Here is a 21,745-nt window from a genome sequence, read left to right as displayed (position 1 = left end):
AGAATTATGTTTAAGTCCCCTACTTATTGGACATACAAATAATAAAACAGTAGGGGAGAGGAAAACTGTATGAATATGTCGAAAACGGAAGCTAAAGATCTAGCTAAAAAAATAATTAAAAATGCTAAACATTATGGCTTACCATTAAAGAAAAAACCTAAAAAACAATAAAATATTCATCTATTTATAAATTCATAACTTTTTTTCTTATTCCAGCAAAATATAATATACTTAACGAAAAAATGACACTTCAGATTAACTTGTATCAATTTTTGTAGGCATCCATAATACAATAGGTATCAATCAAACAAAATGCCTATAGAAACTAATTTGAGAATCCTGAATGAATACATATTAAAAAACATCAAAAATAAACTTAATTATTGATGAAAACACCATTTTTAATAAAACACATAAAAAAAGAAGGTAACTCCTACAAATGAGTTACCTTCTTTTTAGACTGAATCATCTTTTTCATATCTAAATAATTCATCTAATGATACATTTAATCCTTTAGAAATTCGTTCTATTGTTTTTAGATCTGTACGTTTAAAATCATGATTTTTTATTTTCCCTATTTGGTTTCTATGTAGACCTACAATAGTAGCTACTTGATCTATGTTTAAATTCATTTCTAACATTAATTTATCTAGATTCCATTTTAGTTGTCCTGATCGTTCCATAGGTTCATCACTCTTTTGCTTTTCAGCACGATAATACGTAACAAGGCCTACTAATTCATCAAAAGATATATCAAGTAATTTTAATGTCATTTCTAATTTTTCTAATCGCTGATCTATACTTTTAGTGCTATTTTTTCTATCTTTCTTGTGACTTATCTGATTCTGTTCATTACTCATGCATATAATCTCCTTCCTTTATATTCATTATACTTAATAAACCTTTAAAAATAAACTACATTTGGTTTAGCTAATAACCTAATATTGTTATATTGCGTATTTTAATTTAATATTAACTTCTACACTAGATTTACAACAACAAAATAAACCATATTTAGTTTAAATATTTGTTGATTTTAAAACACATATGGTTTATTATATACCTATAAGCAATTATTTACTATATTATAAAAATACAATTAAAAAGGGGTTAGTAAAAATGAGTAAATTATTCACAAAAATTTTGATAGGTAAAAAAGCTGTAATTGGTGCAATTAGTGCTGTAGTTGTTGGTGGCGGTGTAACAACAGCAGTCGTAATGACTCAAAATAATGATGAACAAGCAAAAGATTCAAATCAAAAAAATGTAGAGAAGTACAAAAAAAGGGATCGTAATGAAAAAGAAACAGATAAAACTAAACAAGAAGAACCTCATTCTGATGTAATAGTGAAAGAAGAAAAAACTGTAGATGTTATAGAACCTGTAGAACCTTCTCTTGAAACAATCAACCATAATAACACTGAACCATCAAATAAATTAATTGTTTCCTTAGAACCTACAAAAGAACAACCTTCTACCAATAACATTGTCGAAAAGTTAGCGAGTCTGACGAAGCCCGAAGGTCTTGGCAAACCATTTAGCGAAGACAAAGGGAAACTTGATGATCTTGGCGAAAAATTTAGCGAAGACAAAGCGAAGCCTGAAAGTCTTGGTAAACCATCTAGCGAGGACAAAGTGAAGCCTGAAAATCTTAGCAAACCATCTAGCGAAGACAAAGCGAAGCCCGAAGATCTTAGCAAACCATCTAGCGAAGACAAAGCGAAGCCCGAAGATCTTGGCAAGCCATCTAGCGAAGACAAAGTGAAGCCTGAGACTAAACCTGAGACGAAGCCTGAGACGAAGCCTGAGACTAAACCTGAGACTAAACCTGAGACTAAACCTGAGACTAAACCTGAGACTAAACCTGAGACGAAGCCTGAGACTAAACCTGAGACTAAACCTGAAACAGAAAAGCCTGAGACACAAGATCCATTTTATGTAGAGCCACCAAAAACTTCAGGGTTTAATCATAATTTAAGAAGTAAGTTAGGTAGTTATGGAAGTTATAATGGAATCAAAAAATCATATTTTGATAGCTTAGTACAAGATATTGCAAGTGGAGATATTTTAGAACTAGATGCAAAAGAAGAACTGTATAAATTGGATTTATGGAATGAAAATAATATACCATCATATCTACCAAAAAATACACAAATGGGTGTAGCTGTAGTAAATGTTCAAAAATTGGGTGTTTTTGCCCATCCCCTCGAAAAGGGGGAATAAGAAAAAATAGGATGTTTTTGTAGATGGAGCGCCAGAGTTACTGTCGTGGACTGAAAAATATCATTCAATACAATTGTGCAGTACATTTTTTTAAAAATTTGTAGTAAATATTTTGGTAACAGTGATCTGTGTGACAATAGAACCGAATCATGAAATAAAGCGTTAGCGGAGATTAACGAGCAATAATAAGAGGCGTTTACTATCTTTTCAAATAAATGTTTTTGTACTTATGGTATACTATATGTACTTTCGTTTTTACGAAATCCCTAGAAAGTATGTAGAAAAGGTTCTGACTTTTTTGTTAGAACCTTTTCTTATTTTTTCGTAACAAATGCTTCTTTTAAATTTCTGATCCAAACAGCTTTATGTAAATCGGTATGAGAAATCCAATTCCCTGATTCATGAGAACCGACAAATTCCTTATAAATGGGATGCCAAATAATAAGATATGTTTCATTTTCATATTGTATCTCATCAAATTGCCGCAGCGATTTTCCTAATATATCGGATTGGCCGATAGGTATGGCCCCTTTTTCTAAAATTTCTTTAAACTGTTTCAAAGGCATCACACTCCTTAGCATAGGTATATGTATATATTTTTTAAAGATGTATTTTTTCCTCTTTTATTATAGTAAATGAAGAGTGGATATTTTAAAAATACATGTAGAAAATGCCCTCTATACATAAGGGGTGAATGTCAGCTTTGTTATATTACTATGTATATAATGAAAGATTTATTGATAGGTTGATAGGTTATTAGATAAGTAAATTAGTTATAATTAATATATAGTTTTAATTATATAAAAAACCATAATAAAGAAAGGAGTTCAATCTTCATTAGAGTGAACTCCTTCCTTTACTATATTTTATATTAAGACATAGAAGAACCTTTAAATCTTTGTTAGGGGTAAAGATTTAAAGAAAAGTTTAGCTTAATGTCATTTTACATCATTGCGTTTCTAATAAAATTGATAATTAATATTCTCATTATTAAGATTATTTAGGTGTATAATACAAAAGTATAAATGCTAACTTAAATATGTACATTAACGCTTGAATAAATATGTACATTTTCAATTGGATTCTCCATACTGACTCTGAGGTGGTTAGTATGTATATTAAGCTAGATATTCAAACAGAATTTGAGGTTAAAAGTCTTTCAGACTTACCAAATTTTAAAAAACTAATGGGGAACTTAAAAATGAAGATAAATAAAAGTCAATTAGCCAGAGAATTGAATGTGGATCGGCGTACCATAGATAAGTATTTGAATGGTTTTACACCAAAAGGGACAAAAAATAAAACATCGAAAATCGATACATATTATGAAGTGATTGCAGCTCTTTTATCTAGTGATTCTAAACAAATCTTCTACTACAAACGAGTGTTATGGCAGTATCTAACAGACAATCACGGTTTAAAATGTTCACAGTCTGCATTTCGTGCTTATATTAATAGAAAGCCTGAATTTAGAACATATTTTGATGAGGGGAAGCGTATTTTATCAGGTCATTCAGTGGGTGTCCGTTATGAGACACCTCCAGGAGAACAAGCTCAATTAGATTGGAAAGAAAGCATACGATTTGAAACCAAAAGTGGCGAAATCGTATATGTGAATGTAGCTGTACTTTTATTGTCCTACTCGAGATTTAAAGTTTTTCATTTGAATATTTCAAAATCACAAAGTGTTTTAATGTCATTTATGACAGAGGCATTTGAAATGTTTGGTGGTGTACCGAAGGTAATTGTCACGGATAATATGAAGACGGTAATGGATGAAGCTCGAACAGAACACTTTACAGGAACGATTAACAATAAGTTTGCCCAATTCGCTCAAGATTTTGGATTTAAGGTACAACCTTGTATCGCAGGGCGACCAAATACCAAAGGGAAAGTAGAAGCGCCAATGAAACTTCTAGACGAAATTCATGCTTATCAAGGAAGATTCACTTTTGAAGAATTACATGAATTTGTGCAAAAATTATGTGCAAGAATTAATCAAACATTTCATCAAGGGACTGGTAAGATTCCAGTGTTTGCCCTAAAACAGGAAAAGAATCTCCTACAACCACTCCCGAAGAGCGCGATAAGAGATTCCTATATGATTAAGCATAAACTTGTAAAAGTTAATACATCAGGCATGATATCTTACAAATCGAATCAATACTCAGTTCCAGCTGAATATCAAGGTAAAACCGTCGGTTTACAAGTATATGATAATCAAATATATGTTTATCATAACATGAAGTTAATTGTACAACATAAAATCAGCCAATCTAAGCTCAATTATAAAGAAGAACATTATAAAAAAGCATTGGCTAAGTCACTACCTAAATATCCGAACATTGACAATTTGGCGAAACAAAATTTATCAGTAATTGGTGAGGTATATAGAAATGAAGAATAGCTATCAACAATTAACAACAAACCTAGAGTATTTAAAATTAAAACAAATGGCACAACATTTAGGTGACGTAGTCGATTTTAGCATTAATAATGAATTATCCTTCGTAGAGACACTTGTTAAACTGACAAACTATGAGATTGATGTACGAGAACAAAATATGATTCATTCTATGGTGAAAATGGGCGCATTTCCTCATAGAAAGGAGGTTGATGAGTTTGATTTCGAATTCCAGCCGAGTATTAATAAACAACAAATCTTAGATTTTATTTCTCTACGTTTCTTAGAGCAACAAGAAAACATAGTATTTTTAGGACCTAGTGGTGTTGGTAAGACCCATTTGGCCACGTCTATTGGTATAGCAGCAGCTAAAAAGCGAACAAGTACTTATTTTATTAAATGTCATGATTTACTTCAAAATTTAAAACGTGCCAAGATTGAGAATCGCCTAGAATCTCGTTTAAAGCACTATACAAAATACAAATTACTTATTATTGATGAAATTGGGTACTTGCCTATTGATCCGGAGGATGCAAAATTATTCTTTCAATTAATCGATATGCGTTATGAAAAGCGTAGTACCATCCTAACGACCAATATCAACTTCAAGTCTTGGGACGAAGTATTCCAGGACCCTAAACTCGCCAATGCCATACTAGATCGTGTCTTACATCATGCCACGGTGGTCAGTATTGTAGGACAATCCTATCGAATTAAAGATCATTTTAGCAAAGAAAATGATTGATTTTGTACATGCTTAAACAAGCGAAAATGTACATGTTTATCTTGACATTTACAAATAATTCCCATTACGCACAACATAATACAAGCAAATAAAATATTGTTCATATGCATTATTCACCTTGCCCTAAAATTCTTCTTCATTCTTTGAATTATTAGCAAGATTTTCATCCTTATAACATGCAAAGAACAAAATTGTTAAAACTAAATATCCCATAATAACTACAAATATAAGATTCCACCAACTCTGTATTAATTCAGGATAAATAATTCCAGCATAACAGCATAAAAAAAGGATCACCATAAGGGTAATCGAAATAACTATAAATAATCTTTCGTAAATCCCCCTAAAAATGTTCACCTTCCTCACCTCGAATTTTTATAGTATCATTTCGGTAATTGAAATTTTAATATCTATGTTTTTTTGCGAAACACGAACATAATTAATTGACTAGATATCTATATTTCATGTTTCTAAATAGAAATAAACTTGTCATAATAATAATAAGAGACATACACTCTACAAAAAACATAATAATTCCAAAGGGAATTGTTATAATGGCAAACAATGTCTTAGTAGATAATACACATACAAACAATATTCCTCTAAATTCTCTTGCTTTTACAAGCGTTGAGATAGTGGAGTAAATATATCCAAATATAAAACCAAATAATATAAAATATGTGCTCATGTTACTATAAATAAAAGGGAATTCTCTTACGATACTGTTAATTTGCCTTACAGCAATATTAACGAAATACAAATCTGTAAAATTTTGATATAGGTAATACCAAATGAAAGCGTATAATAAGGGATAACCAAACAATCTTTTAACAAAAAATGTTCTCAATTGTAGATTCCTCCTTTTTTAAAATTATATCATATTTTGTTTATTTTTTATACATATATTGTTGAATTTATAAACATCAATTGATACTCTGAAATAGTACACAAAAAAGCGTATTTTTTCTTATAAAACACACTTAAAACTTACATATATATCTAATTATATAAAAATAATGGAAAATATTTTTTTGTAGGAAATAAAACTGTAAAAAAATTAAACAAAATTTGTTTAACAATATTGAGTGAAAAAAAGCGATTGGGGAAAAATTAAATTGGTATTTCAAAAGTTAAGTCATACACATTTATTTGAACATTACTCTTATGAGGATGTGTCGAAAGGGGGGAACTCTGTTGAAAAAATCTCTTGAAGAAATTTATAAAAAATACCCAAAGGTTAAAGAAAGAATGAACGGTGCTCTATGTCCATTGACCAATGTTGAAGATACATTTTATCAACTGTCACTTTTTATTAACGATCCTTGTTTATATTCATTTAATATGAATACATTGTATACACATTTAAAAGATAATGATCTCTTATTTGCACTACAAACTATTATTAAATTCTTTCAACAAGATACAAATTTAATATCAGAAAAAGACATATTAAAAATTTCTGAGGAAGATCTTCATAAAGAAAAAATATATAATCAAAAAATGTTCTCAGAATATTTAACTCAGAGCGGAGTTCCATATTCACAGGGGAAATTCCATACTTATTATAAACGTGGAAAGATAATTGATGCGGATATTATTATTGCTGAAACTCCATATTGGTTTGAGTCTTCAGTTATTAAATTTACAAAAAAAGAACTAAATAAAGCAACTAAAAAAAAGTAAACAGGGTTCGACTCCAATTTAACAATTCTCTAATAACAAAATATCTATATATTTCATTATTTATAATTTAAACCATATTTATTTTACATTCGTATTTGATTATAAACTATATGTAGTTTATAATCAAGTTATACTAGAATTTATAAAATTTAATAAGATGTTGGTAAATGTACTATTTTAGTATACAGGAGAAGAAATCTACAATTTAATTGTTTGAGTAATAATAGGAGAGTGATAATTTCCGAAATACATATATCATTATAATCAGAATAATAGTTTTGAACTTTGATAAGTTATAGAATAAACTACTAATTGCATTAATTCAAGTGGTAATATAAACCAAATTCTACCGACTTACATACGTAAAATCAAATTTAATACTAAATAGAAGACAAGGATTGGGGACACATGAATAAATTTAAAGCCAAAACTTATATTATTACATATCAGATTGAAGACCATACTGAAGTGCAAGAACACACAGTTAAAGCTTTCTCAGAGAAAAATATAACACTACCATTAGAAGAAGAAGTTAAAAGAAGGTTTAAGAAAAAATGTAATATTATTGCGGTAAACGAATCTAAAACTAATTAAATAAAAAAGTAAAAAGCAACCCTATCTATAAGTAGGGATTGCTTTTTACTTTTTTTCTTTTTCTTTTAAATGCTCTTGCTCTTGTAGGATTTGTTCTATGCCTTCGTAGGAAATAAAAGCGTTCCCGATTGTTTGTCCTTGATCTGTTATTTTACCAGTCACCGCACAAACAAACTCAGGTTGATGCTTTCTAATTTTAATAAACTGTTCATCATGCGTTATTTCTACTTGATCATCCTTCTTTAAACCAAATTTGCCACATAAGTCTTTTGGCAAAGTAATTCTACCTGTATGATCAATTTTTTTTAATAATGTCACCTTTTCACACCTCTATTCAGAGAAAGCTTTTATCTCTTCTAACAATACAGGATTTCCGACCTTTTGAGCAAAATCTTTAGCTTCTTTGTATTTCTTCAGAGACGTAAACGCTTCTACAATCTGTTTTTCTCTTCTTCCATTTAAATCTACTTCATCTTTTAATTCAACAACCTTTTTCCAGTCCTTATTAATATATGCAACTTCAAAATCTACATATGGACTTTTAGATTCCATTTTCTCTTGAATCTTTAATAATTCGTCACCTTTATTATTTGCCAGCATTTCATTTACAATACCTTTTACAAGAGAAGGCTTCTTATCAAATAATTTATATACCTGATCCGTTTTCTTGTATAAATTATCTAATACTTGTTGGTCTACGCTTCGAAGGTTTTCATATCCAATGTTTTCTAATGATTCAATTGCCTTCTGATTTTCGCCTATTAAAGCTGTTTGATATGCATCAAACAGTTTATCCTTTTCGTCTTGGCTCAATGGTTTATTATCAAGCTTATTCTTCTTTAAGACTTCAGCATGATACTGTTTCTTTGCATTTTGCTTATTCTTTTCCGCACTCTTACTATCATTTAAAGAAGTAAGGGCAAAATTTAAACCTATGGCTAATATTATAACACTACCTAATATGATATAGGTTTTTTTGCTATTATTTTTTTTCTTTTTCTTTTGCTGTTGCTGTTTCTTTTCTCTTTTTTTTATATCATTTTTATTACTTTTTAACTTTAAACTCCATTTTTTATCCTTAGTAACCTTTTCTTCTTCTACTTCCGTTTCTTCAGGTTCAAAGTGTTCTGATTGGATCATTTTTGTATTAACAAAATGATCTAGATCTTCAAGATCATCAATTTGTAACAAGGTTTCCGCAAATTGAATTATTTCATCACTAGGATCTATAAAGTCCGTACGGCGTGGTTTTCCATAAATTTGAGTTAATTTTGTTAGACTTAACAAAATTAACTCCTTAACGCCAATTAGTGAGTCTTTTATGTCATAAATTTTCAAATCAGTTGTTTCATAAATAACTACTTTCATCTTGTCTTCATATTCGTCTAAAACAAAATTATATTTATTCCATAAAGTTTTTGTATGCACACTATTTTTAGCTATTTGAATCATGGATGAAAAATATTTTAATTGCTCACTAAATTCTAACGATCTAAGGTATTCAAAACTTTTATATTTCTCCATGTCATAATAAAGTATTAAAGATGCATTTAATATTTGCATCTCAAATGGAACTAAATAATGTGGATCATTATCTATACTCTGTATTTTTCTTTTAAGATTTTTTTCAATAATATTAAGATCATCTTGATTTAATTCTGTTATTGGAATCCGATATTTGAGTGTATTATCTTCAATTTCTATGTTTGCTAATTTATTAATATTAACTCGCACGTTCTATCACCACCATATTTCTTAAAAAATGTTATACATCTTTATTTCTTTTAGCGTTTTAGATTGTTTTTCAATCTTAAGTTCCTCTTCTGTTTTATCTTCTAAAGTTTTAAAATCATTCAAGATCGTTGAACTAATCCCTAATCCTTGAATTAATTTCATTCCTTCTTTGGTTTTTACAAAATGGAATGAGGGTAATATTAAATCTTTCCCCTCATAAGTCATTGGAATAATTAACTCATGCACATTAATATTTTTATAATATACAATTTTAGGAGATTGTAATTTCACCTTATTCCCTTCAAATTTATAAGTTAAAAAGCATTCTGGATCATACGTACCTAGCATTGCTCCTTCTTCTTTCTTATAACAATTATTAGGATCTTCTAAAAAATCATCTTTTCCTGAACGTTCATGATGATTATTTACTATATTGACTTCTACATCATCAAAGTACGCATCTTTTAATTGTTCGGATATATCATGAGCAATAGACTTATTTGCTTCTTCAAACTCGTCCATTGTTAATTGTTTTTGATGATTTTCATATGTGTAAAATACCTTTTCTATGATGTTTTTTGCTTGTTTCATATCATTTTCGCTAAAAAATACTTTTTCATTTGTTTCTGTTTTTTTATTTGCATCCTCACAACCAACTAAAGTGGTAAATGCTAATGCACCAACAAGTATTATGTTTTTTATCTTCATAAAGTCCTCTCCTTTTATCTTCTCCTTGAAAGGTAACGTAAGGATTGTCCAATTGCTCTACTAGAACCTGTACTTGCTCCCAATTGTCCAAGTAAATGAGGAATTGCTAAGGCCAAAATAAAGAATGCAAACGCTACTGTAAATGAAACACCATGACCAAAAGCATTATTCTTTACTAGCGCCATAAAACCTAATGAAAACGTTAATGCTTGTAAACACAACGTAACACTATTATTTACAAATAATCTAATCCATAAAGAGAAGTAATTGTATTCATCATTTAGTGCTGTAGGGATCGCTACAACTCCAATGACATATAATAGTCCAAACAAAACAAATCTATACATAAACGCCAATGCGAATACAAACAAAACAAACATTACTATCAATGCAATGAAGAAACCATATAATGAACCTTTTATAAATATCATTAAAACGACTTCTTCCATTTTGATTGGTTCATACAAAACGGATTTTACAATTACTTCTTGAAATCCCAATACCCAATTTATAAATGGATCATATATACCTAATAGCACCCCAGCTGTAAGAGTCATAATCATTTTTTCGTTGATTACCAAAAAACCATCCCCATCGGGTTCTACATACCGCATGGAATAGATTTTTAATATTTGCCACATCAAGAATATAGCTAACATAGTTGAAGATAGGCTATTAAATGCATTTTTGTATTTTTTAAATTCTTTATTTCCTGTTATATCGCTTGGTTTAATTACAGTTGATTTCAAACTATCATATGTTACTTTTATTGTCCCAATAATTGATTCATAAGCCAATCCCGAAACTTTGCAAGAAACATCAAATGTCCCACAATCAAAGTAATTATCTTTGTAATCATAGTTTTTTATAAACTCTTGTTTGTCTTTATTTTTAATTTCTTTTTCAATAGCCTTTTTATTTTGATCGTAAAATTCACCTTTTTTTGCATACGCTGTAGTAAGATTAATATTCATTGTGACAAATATTAAAAGAACTATAGATAAGATCTGATACATCTTTTTTAGTTTCATAGCGGTTTCTCCTTTAACTTGCAATACTTATAAGACCCATCATGATTAAAAAGATTACAGCAAATAATGAAATTCCTTTTCTCATTATGATAGTTTTTTTAATTTCGAGAATTTCAGAATCATTAGGATCTCTTTGATACAATCTATAAAAGCCCTTTTTTTCTTTATCAAGATTTTGATCTATAGTTTTTTCAATTAAATTGTTTACCTTTTTATTTACTGAAAAGTAAAAAGTAGAAATTTTGTCTGATAGGTCATTCACAATAATCACCAGCTTTTAAGATTATTTTTCTAAACTTTTTAGATAATCATCCAAACTATTTTTTAAGACATTAATTCTATAATCAGAAACTTTATATTCTCCATTAACTTTTTCCCAATCAACAATCATTGTTAAAGTCATTACTTGCTGGGGCATTGAATCTGTTGCGTATGGATTCGAATTATAGATAGATTTATAGATTGCATATGATTTCGCTGTATTATCTCCTGTTTTCACAGCAAAAATATGATCTATATCTGTTCTTTCTAAAATAGAGTGAGAGCGACTGTCTTCAGCACCCTCACGCTCTTTTTGCTTAATTGCATCTTCAAACATTTCCTTTGCTTGTCCAGTTAACATATCCCCATGATCAGCAATACTAGACTTTTCAATAAACTCTTTTGATCTATCGTAAATAACACTAATTTCTTTTTCCTTTTTTAATTTTTCTTCTAATAAATGAATATCATTATTTATCTCTTTATTCTTTTTATAAACTGAGAAAGAATAAAGAGATGAAATAACCAGAAATAGAATTAAAAGGAAATTTATAATCGGTATTTTCTTTTGGCTTTTATTCATTTTTTTCACCTTATAACCTCATATTTTATTTATGAGTTATTCTTCCAGCACCATAATAATACTTTCCCCAATAAGGCGAAAAGACATCATCTATCTTTACACCTGAATTATTCGAATTAATCATTTTTCCGTTTCCAATGTACATTCCCACATGTGTAACAGTTTTCCCGACATAAGTTCCGGTGAAGAATATTAAATCACCAGCTTTAAGTTGCTCTTTGCTGACCCTTGCTGTTGCATGATACTGTTCTTCGGCTGTTCTTGGTAGATTAATGCCAACAGTCTGTCTAAAGTTCCATTGCATTAGACCGGAACAGTCAAATCCTGTTGGGGATGCTCCACCCCACACATATGCTTGCCCTAAGAATTTTGCCATACTGTTATACACAACGTTAGGATCAAAAATTTGATTTCCACTTCCATCTATAACTACACCGCCAGATCCTTGACCCACCGCTTGACAATTCATTGATAAACCACCTAATTCATTAGTCATATTTGTAACTATAGGAACCCAATGAATGTTTAAATTTGTAGGATCATTAGAAGCTCCAACAGGCGCATATTTATTTCCGATTTGTGGTATCGTAACAAGTCCTTGCGATATATATAATCTGAATAAGTTTCCAGCCATATAATCTAGTCCTTCATCTAGTGTTGAAAATGTACGTAAACCGCCTTTCCCCATGATTCCCCCGGGGTTATTTTTATTTTTCACAGCGTTAGATGTACCTCTTCCTGTTTCATGGAAAGCAATTGCTGTAAGAAGAACTGGATCAATATTATTTTTCCTAGCAATTTGAATAAAATCTTTCCCCTTTCCAGTAAACACACCAGCCTTTTCAAAGGCCTTCATATATACACCTTCATTTACTTGTCCCTCTGTGCACATATAACTTCCATTGCCCATATTATTATCTTGGGAATTATCTTTACTTCCAGCATCGGCAAAGAAAAAGATGGACATTAATCCGAACGTAAAAACAAGCAATAGAAAAAACGCTAAAATATACGGGTTTTTAAACAATAGATAAGTAATGTAACTTCCGTTTCTACTATTCATCTAAATCTCACCAATCTATATTGCTATATCTTCTATTTTTTTATTTTCAAACCATAATTGTTTTTCTAAAGGCGTTAGTTGTACTTCTACTTTGATTTTCTTAGACCCTGAGAATAGAATGCCTTTACCAGCCTGTTTATCCTTATCTCCTTCTCGTACAACTAAGGTCGTCTTCTCCTGTTCTGAAAACTCATGAGATAATTCTTTTTCTAGATAAGTTACCTCTTCTTGTGTCATAGGAAGATATAACCTTTGTACAGATTGACTAATAACAGCCTCACCGTAGTTTCGCTTTTCATCTTTTGCACTCATAAAATCTTTAATGGACTGTGTTGCTGGTGTAATTCCAACATTGAAGGAACGTAAGACTTTCATCATAAAGTATACATATTGCATAGCTAGTGGTACTTTAGGATCAGCAATTACATGGGCTTCATCTATATAAACTTGGGTTGACCTTTTATCTCCTTTAAGAAGCTCATATGTGGTATGAGACAGTAAATTATAATAAATAATACGTTGGACTTTTTCGTTATTATTTAAATCAAAAATATCGTAAGCAATTAAATCATTCGAAATATTTACGTTTGTATAGCCATTAAATAAATTACTATACAAACCATATGTGTATGTTTCTAATGTTGTATGGAAATTTCTAATTTCAGCATACAATTCTTTATCCTTTTCCTTATATTCATCCAACTTATTGTACAAATCTTCCATAATCGGGACATCTTTTACACCAATTTTGGTAGTATCCGTATCATAATCAATGCCTTTGTCCTTATATACTTCAATAACAATTTTAGAAATTATATCTTCTTCTAAATCTGTCATTGACGGATACATAAGCCTAAACATAGTTAATAATTGTGTGATTTTAACTAACAAAACACTTCCAGCATCAAGTTCCTCTGTAGATGAAGTAATCTTTGGAAGATCAAAGGGATTAATTCTATTACCTCCACGTAATTTGAACTTTACCCATTCTCCGCCAAGATTTTTAAATTTGCTTCCAAACTCACCTTTTGGATCAATTGCAATAACCCTTCTTCCAAATTGCCATTTACGCATCATATCAGCAAACAAATACGTAGACTTACCTGAACCTGAAATACCGATTACGAATTCATGTTTATTTAATAAATTTTCATCATCAACAATTACAACATTACCTGTTGTCATATTTTTCCCATTTACAATCCCAGTTTCTGAAAACATTTCATTTTCATGAAACGGAAAGAAATACGATACAGCTTCAGAGTTCATCATTCTGTACGTCATTTCCGGAATGGTATTATTTGCGAGAGGTAAAAAAGCACGAAATGCATCTAAAGCACGTATAGAAGGGGAATGTGCTGTACCAATTGCACCCATTCTACTTTTTATTAATGTTGTTAAATTATTCAACTCTTCTAAGGACGTGCAAGATAAATGAATGTACGTGTGAAATAGATAAATCTTATCATTAGCTGTTGCTATATCTCTTAACATTTGAATGGCTGAATCAACCTGTGCTTCAGCATCCGCTACAGTGTAAGCATCGGCATGTTGAGATTTCATTTTGATTTTATTTTGTTTAACTGATTTTGAAAGTTGTTCTTTAACTTCAGCCGAATTAAACTCCTTAATATAATAAGTAAAGCTAACGTTTTCAGATAACTCATTCAATTCTTGAATTCTTTGTTGATGGATAATAGTTTCATAGTCTAACACTAGCAACGTTCTTGTATGGTTAGACCCTAATTTCACCCCGTTTTCCATCTCCACAATATGTGAAGGAGCAATCGCTGTTAGTAATTGTTCGTTTGGATCTCCTACTGTATGAGCGAAATTGTTTTTTTCTTTTTTCGAACCAAATAATTTAGGGATTTTAAAACTATATTTCATGTACCATCTTCCTCATTAATTAATATTTTCGTCCACTTGTTTTTGAAGCTGATTAATTAACTTCTGAGCCGATTCACTTCCTAATGATATATCTAAAGAATTATGGGCACGTCCGATAATAAATTCACCAACAGACTGTGCATTATCATAATCAAGACATGTATAAATTAATTGTAGTAATTCCTCATTATTTAGTGGTTTTGCTATCAACCTTGCATGTCCAGTTAACATATTTTCAAGGTTAGCGGTTACAAGAGACGCTTTTCTTTCAATATCATTTAATGATTTTTCACGATTGTTTCCAATTGGCTGATCAATAATTACATATCGTTTTCTAGCAACCATATCTCTTGTTTTTTGAATCCCCTCAACGTATTCTTTATAGCTTTTTGTAAGCATTCGTTTTGCTGGATTCTTTTCGCCATGCGTAATATTATCCACATGAATCAAATGTTTAGATAAATTAACAGGCTGAGCCACCTGTGATATTTGAATCTCATTAACGAATTGCAATTCATTAATAAATGTTTTATAGGAAGTAAATATTTTTTGTCTCTCGTTACTACTCATTAATGATAAATTAACAGCGGATACATCTATTACTTTGACAAAACGATTATCATTTGTTTCATAGCAACTCGAAAAAATATCACGAATACCTAACTCTTTTCTTATGTCTTGATCATTTTGTTGCATATTAATGTCACCCTTTTTATAGAAAAATTCTTTATGTCTTCTTTGATATTTAAATTTCCATATCAGCCGATATTGTAAGAAAGATATATTTGATCTAATCGGGTGTTTAATTAACTGAAATGCTGTTAACGTAATCGTTGGTGTAAGACAAATTAAAGCTGTGTCTCTTGTAAGACTTCCCTGATTATAAAAAATCACCATGCCCACAATTGATATTAGTAAAGCTGGTGATACTATGACTAAATCCCAAAATGAAATTTTACCTACTAAATATTTTTTTGAATCGATATTAAGGGGAAGTTCAATTTTACCTTCCCCTTTTAATCGATCCTTTCTTTCTCTAAAGCTCTCTATCACTTTTTTTCACCTACTTTTATAGACCAGCTTTGATGTAATCAACGAATGGTTTAGCAAGTAAGAAGACTACTACGCCAGCACCACAGAATAAAAGACCTTTTTTAAATTTAGGTGCATTTTGCTCGTCACCTTGCCAAATCATTAGACCACAAACTAAACCACCAATAATGAATGCCCAAATAAATGTACTTTGCATGTCAGTAAATAGCGTTTGTAATAAATGTTGAATTCGAGTAAACATAATTTCACTCCCTCCTTAGAATAAGTTAGTAAGATCAGATAATACCTATTTTTAAATAAAATAACCAAAAAGGGTATAAAGGATTGATTTACAAACCCAATTGCGATCTTCAGGCTAAATTATACCCTTATTACCCCAAATAGGCAATAAGGGTATAAAAATTTTTATAATTTTTATTTCTATTAAAAATAAAACCATTATTTTCTCATTAATAAGGTTCTATATCAGTTTCGTACCGAAACCTGTTGCCGTATAGTAATTCGTCCTTCCCTTCATGCAAGGGGCATTAAATTTTTGAATCATTGTGTTTCGTTTATGCTTTCACGTCGCTCCGCAATTTGCATTGTAAGTTTAGCAAATTTCTACACTTGTAAAAGCCCAACTCAACATCAATTCTAAAAAATTTAATACTATTCCCTTGCATTCCGATCACTTCTCATTACGTATAAGGCAACAGGTAACAGAGAAAAACCTATCAACACTACTACGAAAAGAGGAAATTTTATGTTCTTATCACAATTATCTTTTTATCAATTAGAGATTAAAAACACATCCCCGAAAGAAGCTATTACAAGCTCTACAACTGAATCATTTTATGCTTATGGAAGTGCATGGTTAAAAGCCTGTAATACTATTAGCAATTTTTTACAACAAAACAATTATAAAAAAGATGATTTAAATATTGTATTCAATGAAGACCCAAAGAATGAAGTTTATCGTTATACTTGGTCAGGAATTCACAAGTCTAGTTTCAAAAAACTTGAAATTACTATTATTTATACTCAATTCGCTGATACAGAGGACTTTTACAGAGAGTGTACATGCTGTAATAAAGTTATGTTTGAAGGATATTGTATACACGAGGGACTAGAATATTTTTGTTCTGATAAATGCTTACATACACAATACACGCCTGATGAATATGAGGAAATGCATGAAGATGATTATGCTTACTGGACAGTATGGCTTGAATAAACAATTAATTCCGTTGAATTATAGGTTAATAAAATTCAGACCCAAAATGTAAAGGAGGAAATAAAATGTATTTTGACTATGAAATACGATTGAAAGTTGAAAGGGAAAGACAACGAATTATTAAACTTTTAAAAGAAAAGGGTATTTCACAAAATTCGGAAGGTAAAAGAGTCACCAACTTAACTCTTTTGTCATTAAGTTTAATAGAAAACAAATTACTAACAAATAGTAAGTAAAGCGTCAAAAATCTAACAAAACATTTAACATAAGACCTGCGGTAGTATGTCAACTGAAAAACAAAAGAATTTTTAGTTATCAAAGGCCTATTTACTAAAAAAAGACATCACGAAACTAAACCAGTAACGTATGTAATTTACTGGAAATTAATTGAAAGGTAGCGATGACAAGTTTTATGTCACACTTTCACGCACCTTTCTGGCGTAAAGAGTTGGTGACTACGTAGTAGCGCATCCACCAATCGCACAAGTTTTCTTGCGGTTAGAACGAGTGCACGTTTGTGTTGATGTTTTGGTACTTCATTATATTTTTTTACGTAATATTCTTGATAATCAGATACGTGCCTTCTTACTGAGTTGGCGGCTTCAACTAAGTAATACCGCAAGTAATGATTTCCATTACGGGATAACGAAGTGTTTTCTGCGGTGAATCGACCAGACTGGTGCGTACGCCAATATAATCCGGCATATTTTGCTACCTTGGTTTCATCATCAAATCTTTCGATTTGACCAATCTCAGCGATAATACCGGCGGCGAATACAGGACCAATTCCAGGAATGGACTCAAGTGTTTGCGTTAATCCAGCCATGATTCGCTTAATGGATTTTTCTAGTTCTTTGATTTGCTGTTGATAGGTACGAATCACCGCAATTGATGTTCCTAGAAGAACATCGATTGAGTCTTCTACGACCTTATCCAAACGATAGGAAGAGCGAACAGCCTTTTGAATGGTCGATGCGATACATTTTGGGTCACCGAATCGGTTTTTCCCTTTCTTTTGTAGGAACTCAGCGAGTTCCTCTAAAGGCATGTCAGCTAATTCTTCTAGACTGAATTTTTCAAGAAACAGTTCCATCATGGCGTTGCCAAAGATAGAAGAATCCACTTCTTGTGAGAACGTATTACATTTATAACTTAGGTGTTGGAGAAAATGTTGTTTTTCCTTTGTCAACATTCTAACGAGCTGATAACGAGATCTTGTTAATTGCTGGAGTGCCACATACTGACTTTCTTTTACGATGGACATTTGATTCCGTCCAAATCGTAAGTAATCAGCGATGACAAAGGCATCAATCTCATCTGTTTTATCCATGTCAGAATAGCTTTTCTTGAAATTTGCAATTTGTTTTGGATTCATCAGAAATACCTTTGCCCCAAACCGTTGTAAGTCTTCATCATAATGAAGAAACATAGATGGATGAAAACTATAAACAGATGTGGATTCTAGACCGATTTTAAAAGTTTCAATTTCTTGGTTGGCTATACACTGTAACACTCGCTCTTTGAGCGCTGTGGCACCTGGCAAGTCGTTGTTGACCGAAAAGGAATCTAGCTTTTTCCCTTCACCATTTAAAATACAAGCTTTTATATCAAACGAACTTACATCTAAACCAACAAATAATCTCATGTAAGAGACCTCCCTTCTATTTAGAATCATTCCTCGGACGTCTCGAGATATCTCTAGTGTGCACGCCGACCAACAACCTCGTGTATGAGAGCTAGTCCTGAATCGAAAGCCGCCCTAGAGCTACTAACATCTAGGTTCGAGGGTCAGGCTGCTCAGCCTGCGAGTAGGGAGTCCCGCACGTTCACTGAGAAACACTCTTAATTATGTGGTAAGTCCACAGGAGCGGTAAGAATTGTCCCAAATGATCCTAAGACCATTATCTAGAAATATCTTGAGACGTCCAAGAGTTATTTTACAGGTCTCTCATGAAAGTAAAAAAATTAAGTTTAAACATACTATACGAGGGAGTAGTTAACATGAAACAAGGACAAGAAGAATTATTGCATAAATTTCAAACAATTTTACTGGAACTTAGTTATGAATGTGAGGTAGATGATACTTTTCATAATACAATTATTAATCTAAATGCTTTTAGTAGATGTATTGATGAAATAGCATCAGATATTTCAATAGATAGAACAATAGCTAAAAAGATTAATAACCAAACTTACAGTAACTCATTAATTAATAAATTATTAATATATCTAAAAACAAAATTCTCAAACCTTATGACCCACAATAGATAATTTATAAAAAATTATTATCATGGAGGAATTTTATATGTGTATCCCAATAGTAGTTCTAGTAGAATATGATTTTTATAATGACGGAACAGGAAGCAAAGTCTATTTATTCAAAGATATCAATAATGCGATAATATTTGCTAAAAGAGAAGCAAAAACATATCTAGAAGATAATAGCCTTACTCTAGAAGACTTTAAAGGGCAACATGATACTCTAGACATTATGGAAACAAATGATAGTTATTATTTCAATTCATGGAATGATAAAAATTGTGATAAATACAATATTGTTGTCTATGAACAAGAATTTAAAGATAAAACAACGAAACTAATAAACTAACTACCTATATTTAATATACACAAGGCATAGATTGAGTTCAAAATCTTCTATGCCTGTTGTATACCTTTCTTATTCCAAAGAAGGGCTATATACCCCCGAAGAAGTGGCGTGTAAAGGGGCAAAATATTTTTAATCGCTGTGTTTCGTTTATGCTTTTATGGCGTTCCACAATTCGCATTAGCATTATAGCAAATTGTGGAACTTGTAAAATCCCAACTCAACATCAACTCTAAAAACATTTGTGCTATTCCCTTGACACGCCACTGGAGAAATCCTTTTATGTAGATCCTACTCAAAAAATCCCTCTTAACATATAAAGCTAAAAATCTTGTAAAGAACGGGTAGTATTTTTTGAGAAACCATTCAAAAAATCTCCACACCTTACTCTTTACAAATTTTTTTCGACTGGGTTATCAGCTATCACCAAGCTGATAACAAAATAGGGGGTGATGATCATCACAGCTTGGATTAACTAGTATACCCTGTCGAATCGCTAGTTTAACGTTCATAAATAATATTTTATTCGATAATAAAATACGGAAGTTCTCGGGGGCTTAGCCCACCGAACCCCCACCCAATGCTTCCACAAAATAGTAAGGGAAAAGCATTTTTCTATACACTATATTTCTATTTAAAATGACAAGAGGTTTAAAAGAAATCCAAAATGAATTCTAACTGAATTTAAATTAACAATCCAAAGGAATTCATTTTGAATTTAACACTTTATTTTATTGAATCGCATTCTTCATTTCATCAATTTCTTTAAATAATATGCCTATTTCTGTCCAATCCCATTTTGCATCTAAGTAGATCTTAGCTACTTTCCAATTGTCTTCTGTAATGTCTTCTGTAATATATTTATTTAGCTTTTTTTCATAAAAACGAATCTTTTCTTTAATAGTTTCAGTAGTCACTTGTATGCTCTCACTGTTTTGATGCAACTCTTTATTAGTTTGTACTTCTTCATCTTTAAGTTTTTGTTCTTTAAGCCACTCAGGAACAATATCTTTCTTTCCGTATGATGGTTTAAGAGAGTTTGGTTTTTGTTGAGACTTTGGTTTCTGTAATTGTTTTCTTTCTTCAAGATACGCTTGCTCAACATTTTCAATATCAGAAAAAGATTTCATTCCTTGCGATACCCATTTCTTGATAATACCTTTTATAGTAGCTATGTATTTATCAGTCTTCATGTCACTGATTCTTTTAATTGCTTCATTCACTATATCTTTTCCATATGTAGTAGTTAAATTATTTAATTCAATCTCTACATATTTTGATGGTGAACTTACAATAGCAAATTTAAAAAAGTCGATAGGAGATAGATCTATACTTACATACTTACTAAAATAATTTAATAAATTATTAAGTTCTTTAGTATTATTAATAGGATTCTGTGGAGAATCCTTTAAAGGTTTCTGTAGAGAATCCTTTACTAAAGGATTCTGTGGAGAATCCTTTAGTTCGTTTTTAGGTCTTCCACCCTTTATAGCATAGAACTTTCCTGATGATTTATAGTCTTTTTTCCAGTCACGTACTTTTTCTAAAGGCTTTGTTAAAAGAGTAATGTCATTACAAGGGTAACGATAAATAACTATATTCATAGGCTTATGTCCAGCTCTTGCATGTTCTCCTTGATATTCTACTAAATCAACTAAGCCATATTCCCATAATGGAATAAGTATCTTTTGACGAAAATACTTTTCTTTACGGTCTAAAGCTTCCCATAAACTAGAAAGCGCTCTTGGAACTCTATCATATTCTCTATCTTTATCTCTACGATCAGCCATTGTATACATTTTTAAATAATCACAGTAAGCGGATTCTCCTAATTTATCTATCCAATCCATTGCGGTTATAAAATGTTGGTTTGGTAGTCTTAATTCTTCTTTTGGGACATGTCCCTGAGTAATAAAGGTAGGCGTTTGGCCTACTAGTTGTGTTTCAGACAT

General features: G+C 30.9%; 23 protein-coding genes. 9 read left to right on the top strand and 14 right to left on the bottom strand.

The window, feature by feature from the left end:
* Nucleotides 1-455: 455 nt before the first annotated feature.
* Nucleotides 456-860 carry a helix-turn-helix domain-containing protein gene (locus ACXKY9_RS27855; protein ID WP_000064262.1) on the bottom strand — a complete coding sequence of 135 codons (405 nt, stop codon included), beginning with the start codon at nucleotides 858-860 and terminating at the stop codon, nucleotides 456-458.
* A 259-nt stretch (nucleotides 861-1,119) separates the two neighbouring features.
* Here ACXKY9_RS27855 and ACXKY9_RS27850 point away from each other — a divergent pair, with 259 nt between their 5' ends.
* On the top strand, nucleotides 1,120-2,223 hold the full coding sequence (locus ACXKY9_RS27850) for a hypothetical protein (protein ID WP_015382527.1): 1,104 nt from the start codon (nucleotides 1,120-1,122) through the stop codon (nucleotides 2,221-2,223).
* A gap of 314 nt (nucleotides 2,224-2,537) precedes the next feature.
* Here ACXKY9_RS27850 and ACXKY9_RS27845 read toward each other — a convergent pair whose 3' ends face one another.
* Nucleotides 2,538-2,789, bottom strand: coding sequence for a hypothetical protein (locus tag ACXKY9_RS27845; RefSeq protein WP_002133690.1), 252 nt, complete (start codon nucleotides 2,787-2,789; stop codon nucleotides 2,538-2,540).
* 545 nt (nucleotides 2,790-3,334) lie between these two features.
* Between ACXKY9_RS27845 and istA the strand changes: the two genes are divergently transcribed.
* The 4 genes from istA to ACXKY9_RS27825 all read left to right on the top strand — a co-directional run bounded on the left by istA (nucleotide 3,335) and on the right by ACXKY9_RS27825 (nucleotide 7,649).
* The gene (gene istA / locus ACXKY9_RS27840) at nucleotides 3,335-4,630 is read left to right on the top strand and encodes an IS21-like element IS232 family transposase (RefSeq protein WP_000275580.1); all 1,296 of its coding nucleotides are present in this window, start codon (nucleotides 3,335-3,337) and stop codon (nucleotides 4,628-4,630) included.
* Nucleotides 4,620-5,372 carry an IS21-like element IS232 family helper ATPase IstB gene (istB, locus tag ACXKY9_RS27835; protein WP_000798699.1) on the top strand — a complete coding sequence of 251 codons (753 nt, stop codon included), beginning with the start codon at nucleotides 4,620-4,622 and terminating at the stop codon, nucleotides 5,370-5,372. The genes istA and istB overlap by 11 nt, the downstream gene beginning before the upstream one ends.
* Nucleotides 5,373-6,566: 1,194 nt before the next feature.
* Nucleotides 6,567-7,055, top strand: a complete 489-nt coding sequence (locus ACXKY9_RS27830) for a hypothetical protein (protein ID WP_000749015.1) — start codon at nucleotides 6,567-6,569, stop codon at nucleotides 7,053-7,055.
* 408 nt (nucleotides 7,056-7,463) lie between these two features.
* Entirely contained in the window at nucleotides 7,464-7,649 is a 186-nt protein-coding gene (locus tag ACXKY9_RS27825; RefSeq protein ID WP_001031864.1) for a hypothetical protein, read from the top strand.
* Nucleotides 7,650-7,694: 45 nt separating this feature from the next.
* Here the strand turns inward: ACXKY9_RS27825 and ACXKY9_RS27820 are convergent, their stop codons facing one another.
* The 10 genes from ACXKY9_RS27820 to ACXKY9_RS27775 are packed head-to-tail and all read right to left on the bottom strand — an operon-like array spanning nucleotide 7,695 to nucleotide 16,213.
* Nucleotides 7,695-7,967, bottom strand: coding sequence for an AbrB/MazE/SpoVT family DNA-binding domain-containing protein (locus ACXKY9_RS27820; protein ID WP_000173533.1), 273 nt, complete (start codon nucleotides 7,965-7,967; stop codon nucleotides 7,695-7,697).
* A gap of 12 nt (nucleotides 7,968-7,979) precedes the next feature.
* Nucleotides 7,980-9,383, bottom strand: a complete 1,404-nt coding sequence (locus ACXKY9_RS27815) for a hypothetical protein (RefSeq protein WP_001265610.1) — start codon at nucleotides 9,381-9,383, stop codon at nucleotides 7,980-7,982.
* Nucleotides 9,384-9,404: 21 nt separating this feature from the next.
* On the bottom strand, nucleotides 9,405-10,091 hold the full coding sequence (locus ACXKY9_RS27810) for a hypothetical protein (RefSeq protein ID WP_000694786.1): 687 nt from the start codon (nucleotides 10,089-10,091) through the stop codon (nucleotides 9,405-9,407).
* A gap of 14 nt (nucleotides 10,092-10,105) precedes the next feature.
* Entirely contained in the window at nucleotides 10,106-11,122 is a 1,017-nt protein-coding gene (locus ACXKY9_RS27805) for a conjugal transfer protein TrbL family protein (RefSeq protein WP_000768556.1), read from the bottom strand.
* A gap of 13 nt (nucleotides 11,123-11,135) precedes the next feature.
* A complete protein-coding gene (locus ACXKY9_RS27800) occupies nucleotides 11,136-11,393 on the bottom strand; it encodes a hypothetical protein (RefSeq protein ID WP_002083864.1) in 258 nt (85 codons plus the stop codon).
* 12 nt (nucleotides 11,394-11,405) lie between these two features.
* Nucleotides 11,406-11,966 carry a hypothetical protein gene (locus ACXKY9_RS27795; RefSeq protein WP_001043540.1) on the bottom strand — a complete coding sequence of 187 codons (561 nt, stop codon included), beginning with the start codon at nucleotides 11,964-11,966 and terminating at the stop codon, nucleotides 11,406-11,408.
* Nucleotides 11,967-11,991: 25 nt separating this feature from the next.
* Nucleotides 11,992-13,029, bottom strand: coding sequence for a C40 family peptidase (locus tag ACXKY9_RS27790; protein WP_001088572.1), 1,038 nt, complete (start codon nucleotides 13,027-13,029; stop codon nucleotides 11,992-11,994).
* Between the two features lie 15 nt (nucleotides 13,030-13,044).
* On the bottom strand, nucleotides 13,045-14,919 hold the full coding sequence (locus tag ACXKY9_RS27785) for a VirB4 family type IV secretion system protein (RefSeq protein ID WP_000877615.1): 1,875 nt from the start codon (nucleotides 14,917-14,919) through the stop codon (nucleotides 13,045-13,047).
* 15 nt (nucleotides 14,920-14,934) lie between these two features.
* Entirely contained in the window at nucleotides 14,935-15,972 is a 1,038-nt protein-coding gene (locus ACXKY9_RS27780; protein ID WP_000572916.1) for a TraC-like domain-containing protein, read from the bottom strand.
* Nucleotides 15,973-15,988: 16 nt separating this feature from the next.
* Nucleotides 15,989-16,213 carry a hypothetical protein gene (locus ACXKY9_RS27775; RefSeq protein ID WP_000495110.1) on the bottom strand — a complete coding sequence of 75 codons (225 nt, stop codon included), beginning with the start codon at nucleotides 16,211-16,213 and terminating at the stop codon, nucleotides 15,989-15,991.
* Between the two features lie 504 nt (nucleotides 16,214-16,717).
* Here ACXKY9_RS27775 and ACXKY9_RS27770 point away from each other — a divergent pair.
* Together ACXKY9_RS27770 and ACXKY9_RS27765 are read left to right on the top strand one after the other, a co-directional pair.
* Nucleotides 16,718-17,188, top strand: a complete 471-nt coding sequence (locus ACXKY9_RS27770; RefSeq protein WP_000480048.1) for a hypothetical protein — start codon at nucleotides 16,718-16,720, stop codon at nucleotides 17,186-17,188.
* A gap of 65 nt (nucleotides 17,189-17,253) precedes the next feature.
* Nucleotides 17,254-17,424, top strand: coding sequence for a hypothetical protein (locus ACXKY9_RS27765; RefSeq protein ID WP_000273458.1), 171 nt, complete (start codon nucleotides 17,254-17,256; stop codon nucleotides 17,422-17,424).
* A 179-nt stretch (nucleotides 17,425-17,603) separates the two neighbouring features.
* On the opposite strand, the gene ACXKY9_RS27760 is transcribed toward ACXKY9_RS27765, so the two are convergent.
* Nucleotides 17,604-18,833, bottom strand: a complete 1,230-nt coding sequence (locus ACXKY9_RS27760; RefSeq protein ID WP_001236345.1) for an IS110-like element ISBth166 family transposase — start codon at nucleotides 18,831-18,833, stop codon at nucleotides 17,604-17,606.
* 356 nt (nucleotides 18,834-19,189) lie between these two features.
* On the opposite strand from ACXKY9_RS27760, the gene ACXKY9_RS27755 reads away from it, so the two are divergent.
* Both ACXKY9_RS27755 and ACXKY9_RS27750 read left to right on the top strand, forming a co-directional pair.
* Nucleotides 19,190-19,459, top strand: coding sequence for a hypothetical protein (locus tag ACXKY9_RS27755; RefSeq protein ID WP_000809080.1), 270 nt, complete (start codon nucleotides 19,190-19,192; stop codon nucleotides 19,457-19,459).
* A 34-nt stretch (nucleotides 19,460-19,493) separates the two neighbouring features.
* Entirely contained in the window at nucleotides 19,494-19,796 is a 303-nt protein-coding gene (locus tag ACXKY9_RS27750; protein ID WP_000334981.1) for a hypothetical protein, read from the top strand.
* Nucleotides 19,797-20,524: 728 nt separating this feature from the next.
* On the opposite strand, the gene ACXKY9_RS27745 is transcribed toward ACXKY9_RS27750, so the two are convergent.
* Nucleotides 20,525-21,745 carry a replication initiation and membrane attachment family protein gene (locus ACXKY9_RS27745; protein WP_000005319.1) on the bottom strand — a complete coding sequence of 407 codons (1,221 nt, stop codon included), beginning with the start codon at nucleotides 21,743-21,745 and terminating at the stop codon, nucleotides 20,525-20,527.

It is taken from the genome of Bacillus sp. 2175 (assembly GCF_057812155.1).
Note: the sequence above shows the minus strand (reverse complement) of the source record. Positions and strands in the feature narration are given on the sequence as shown.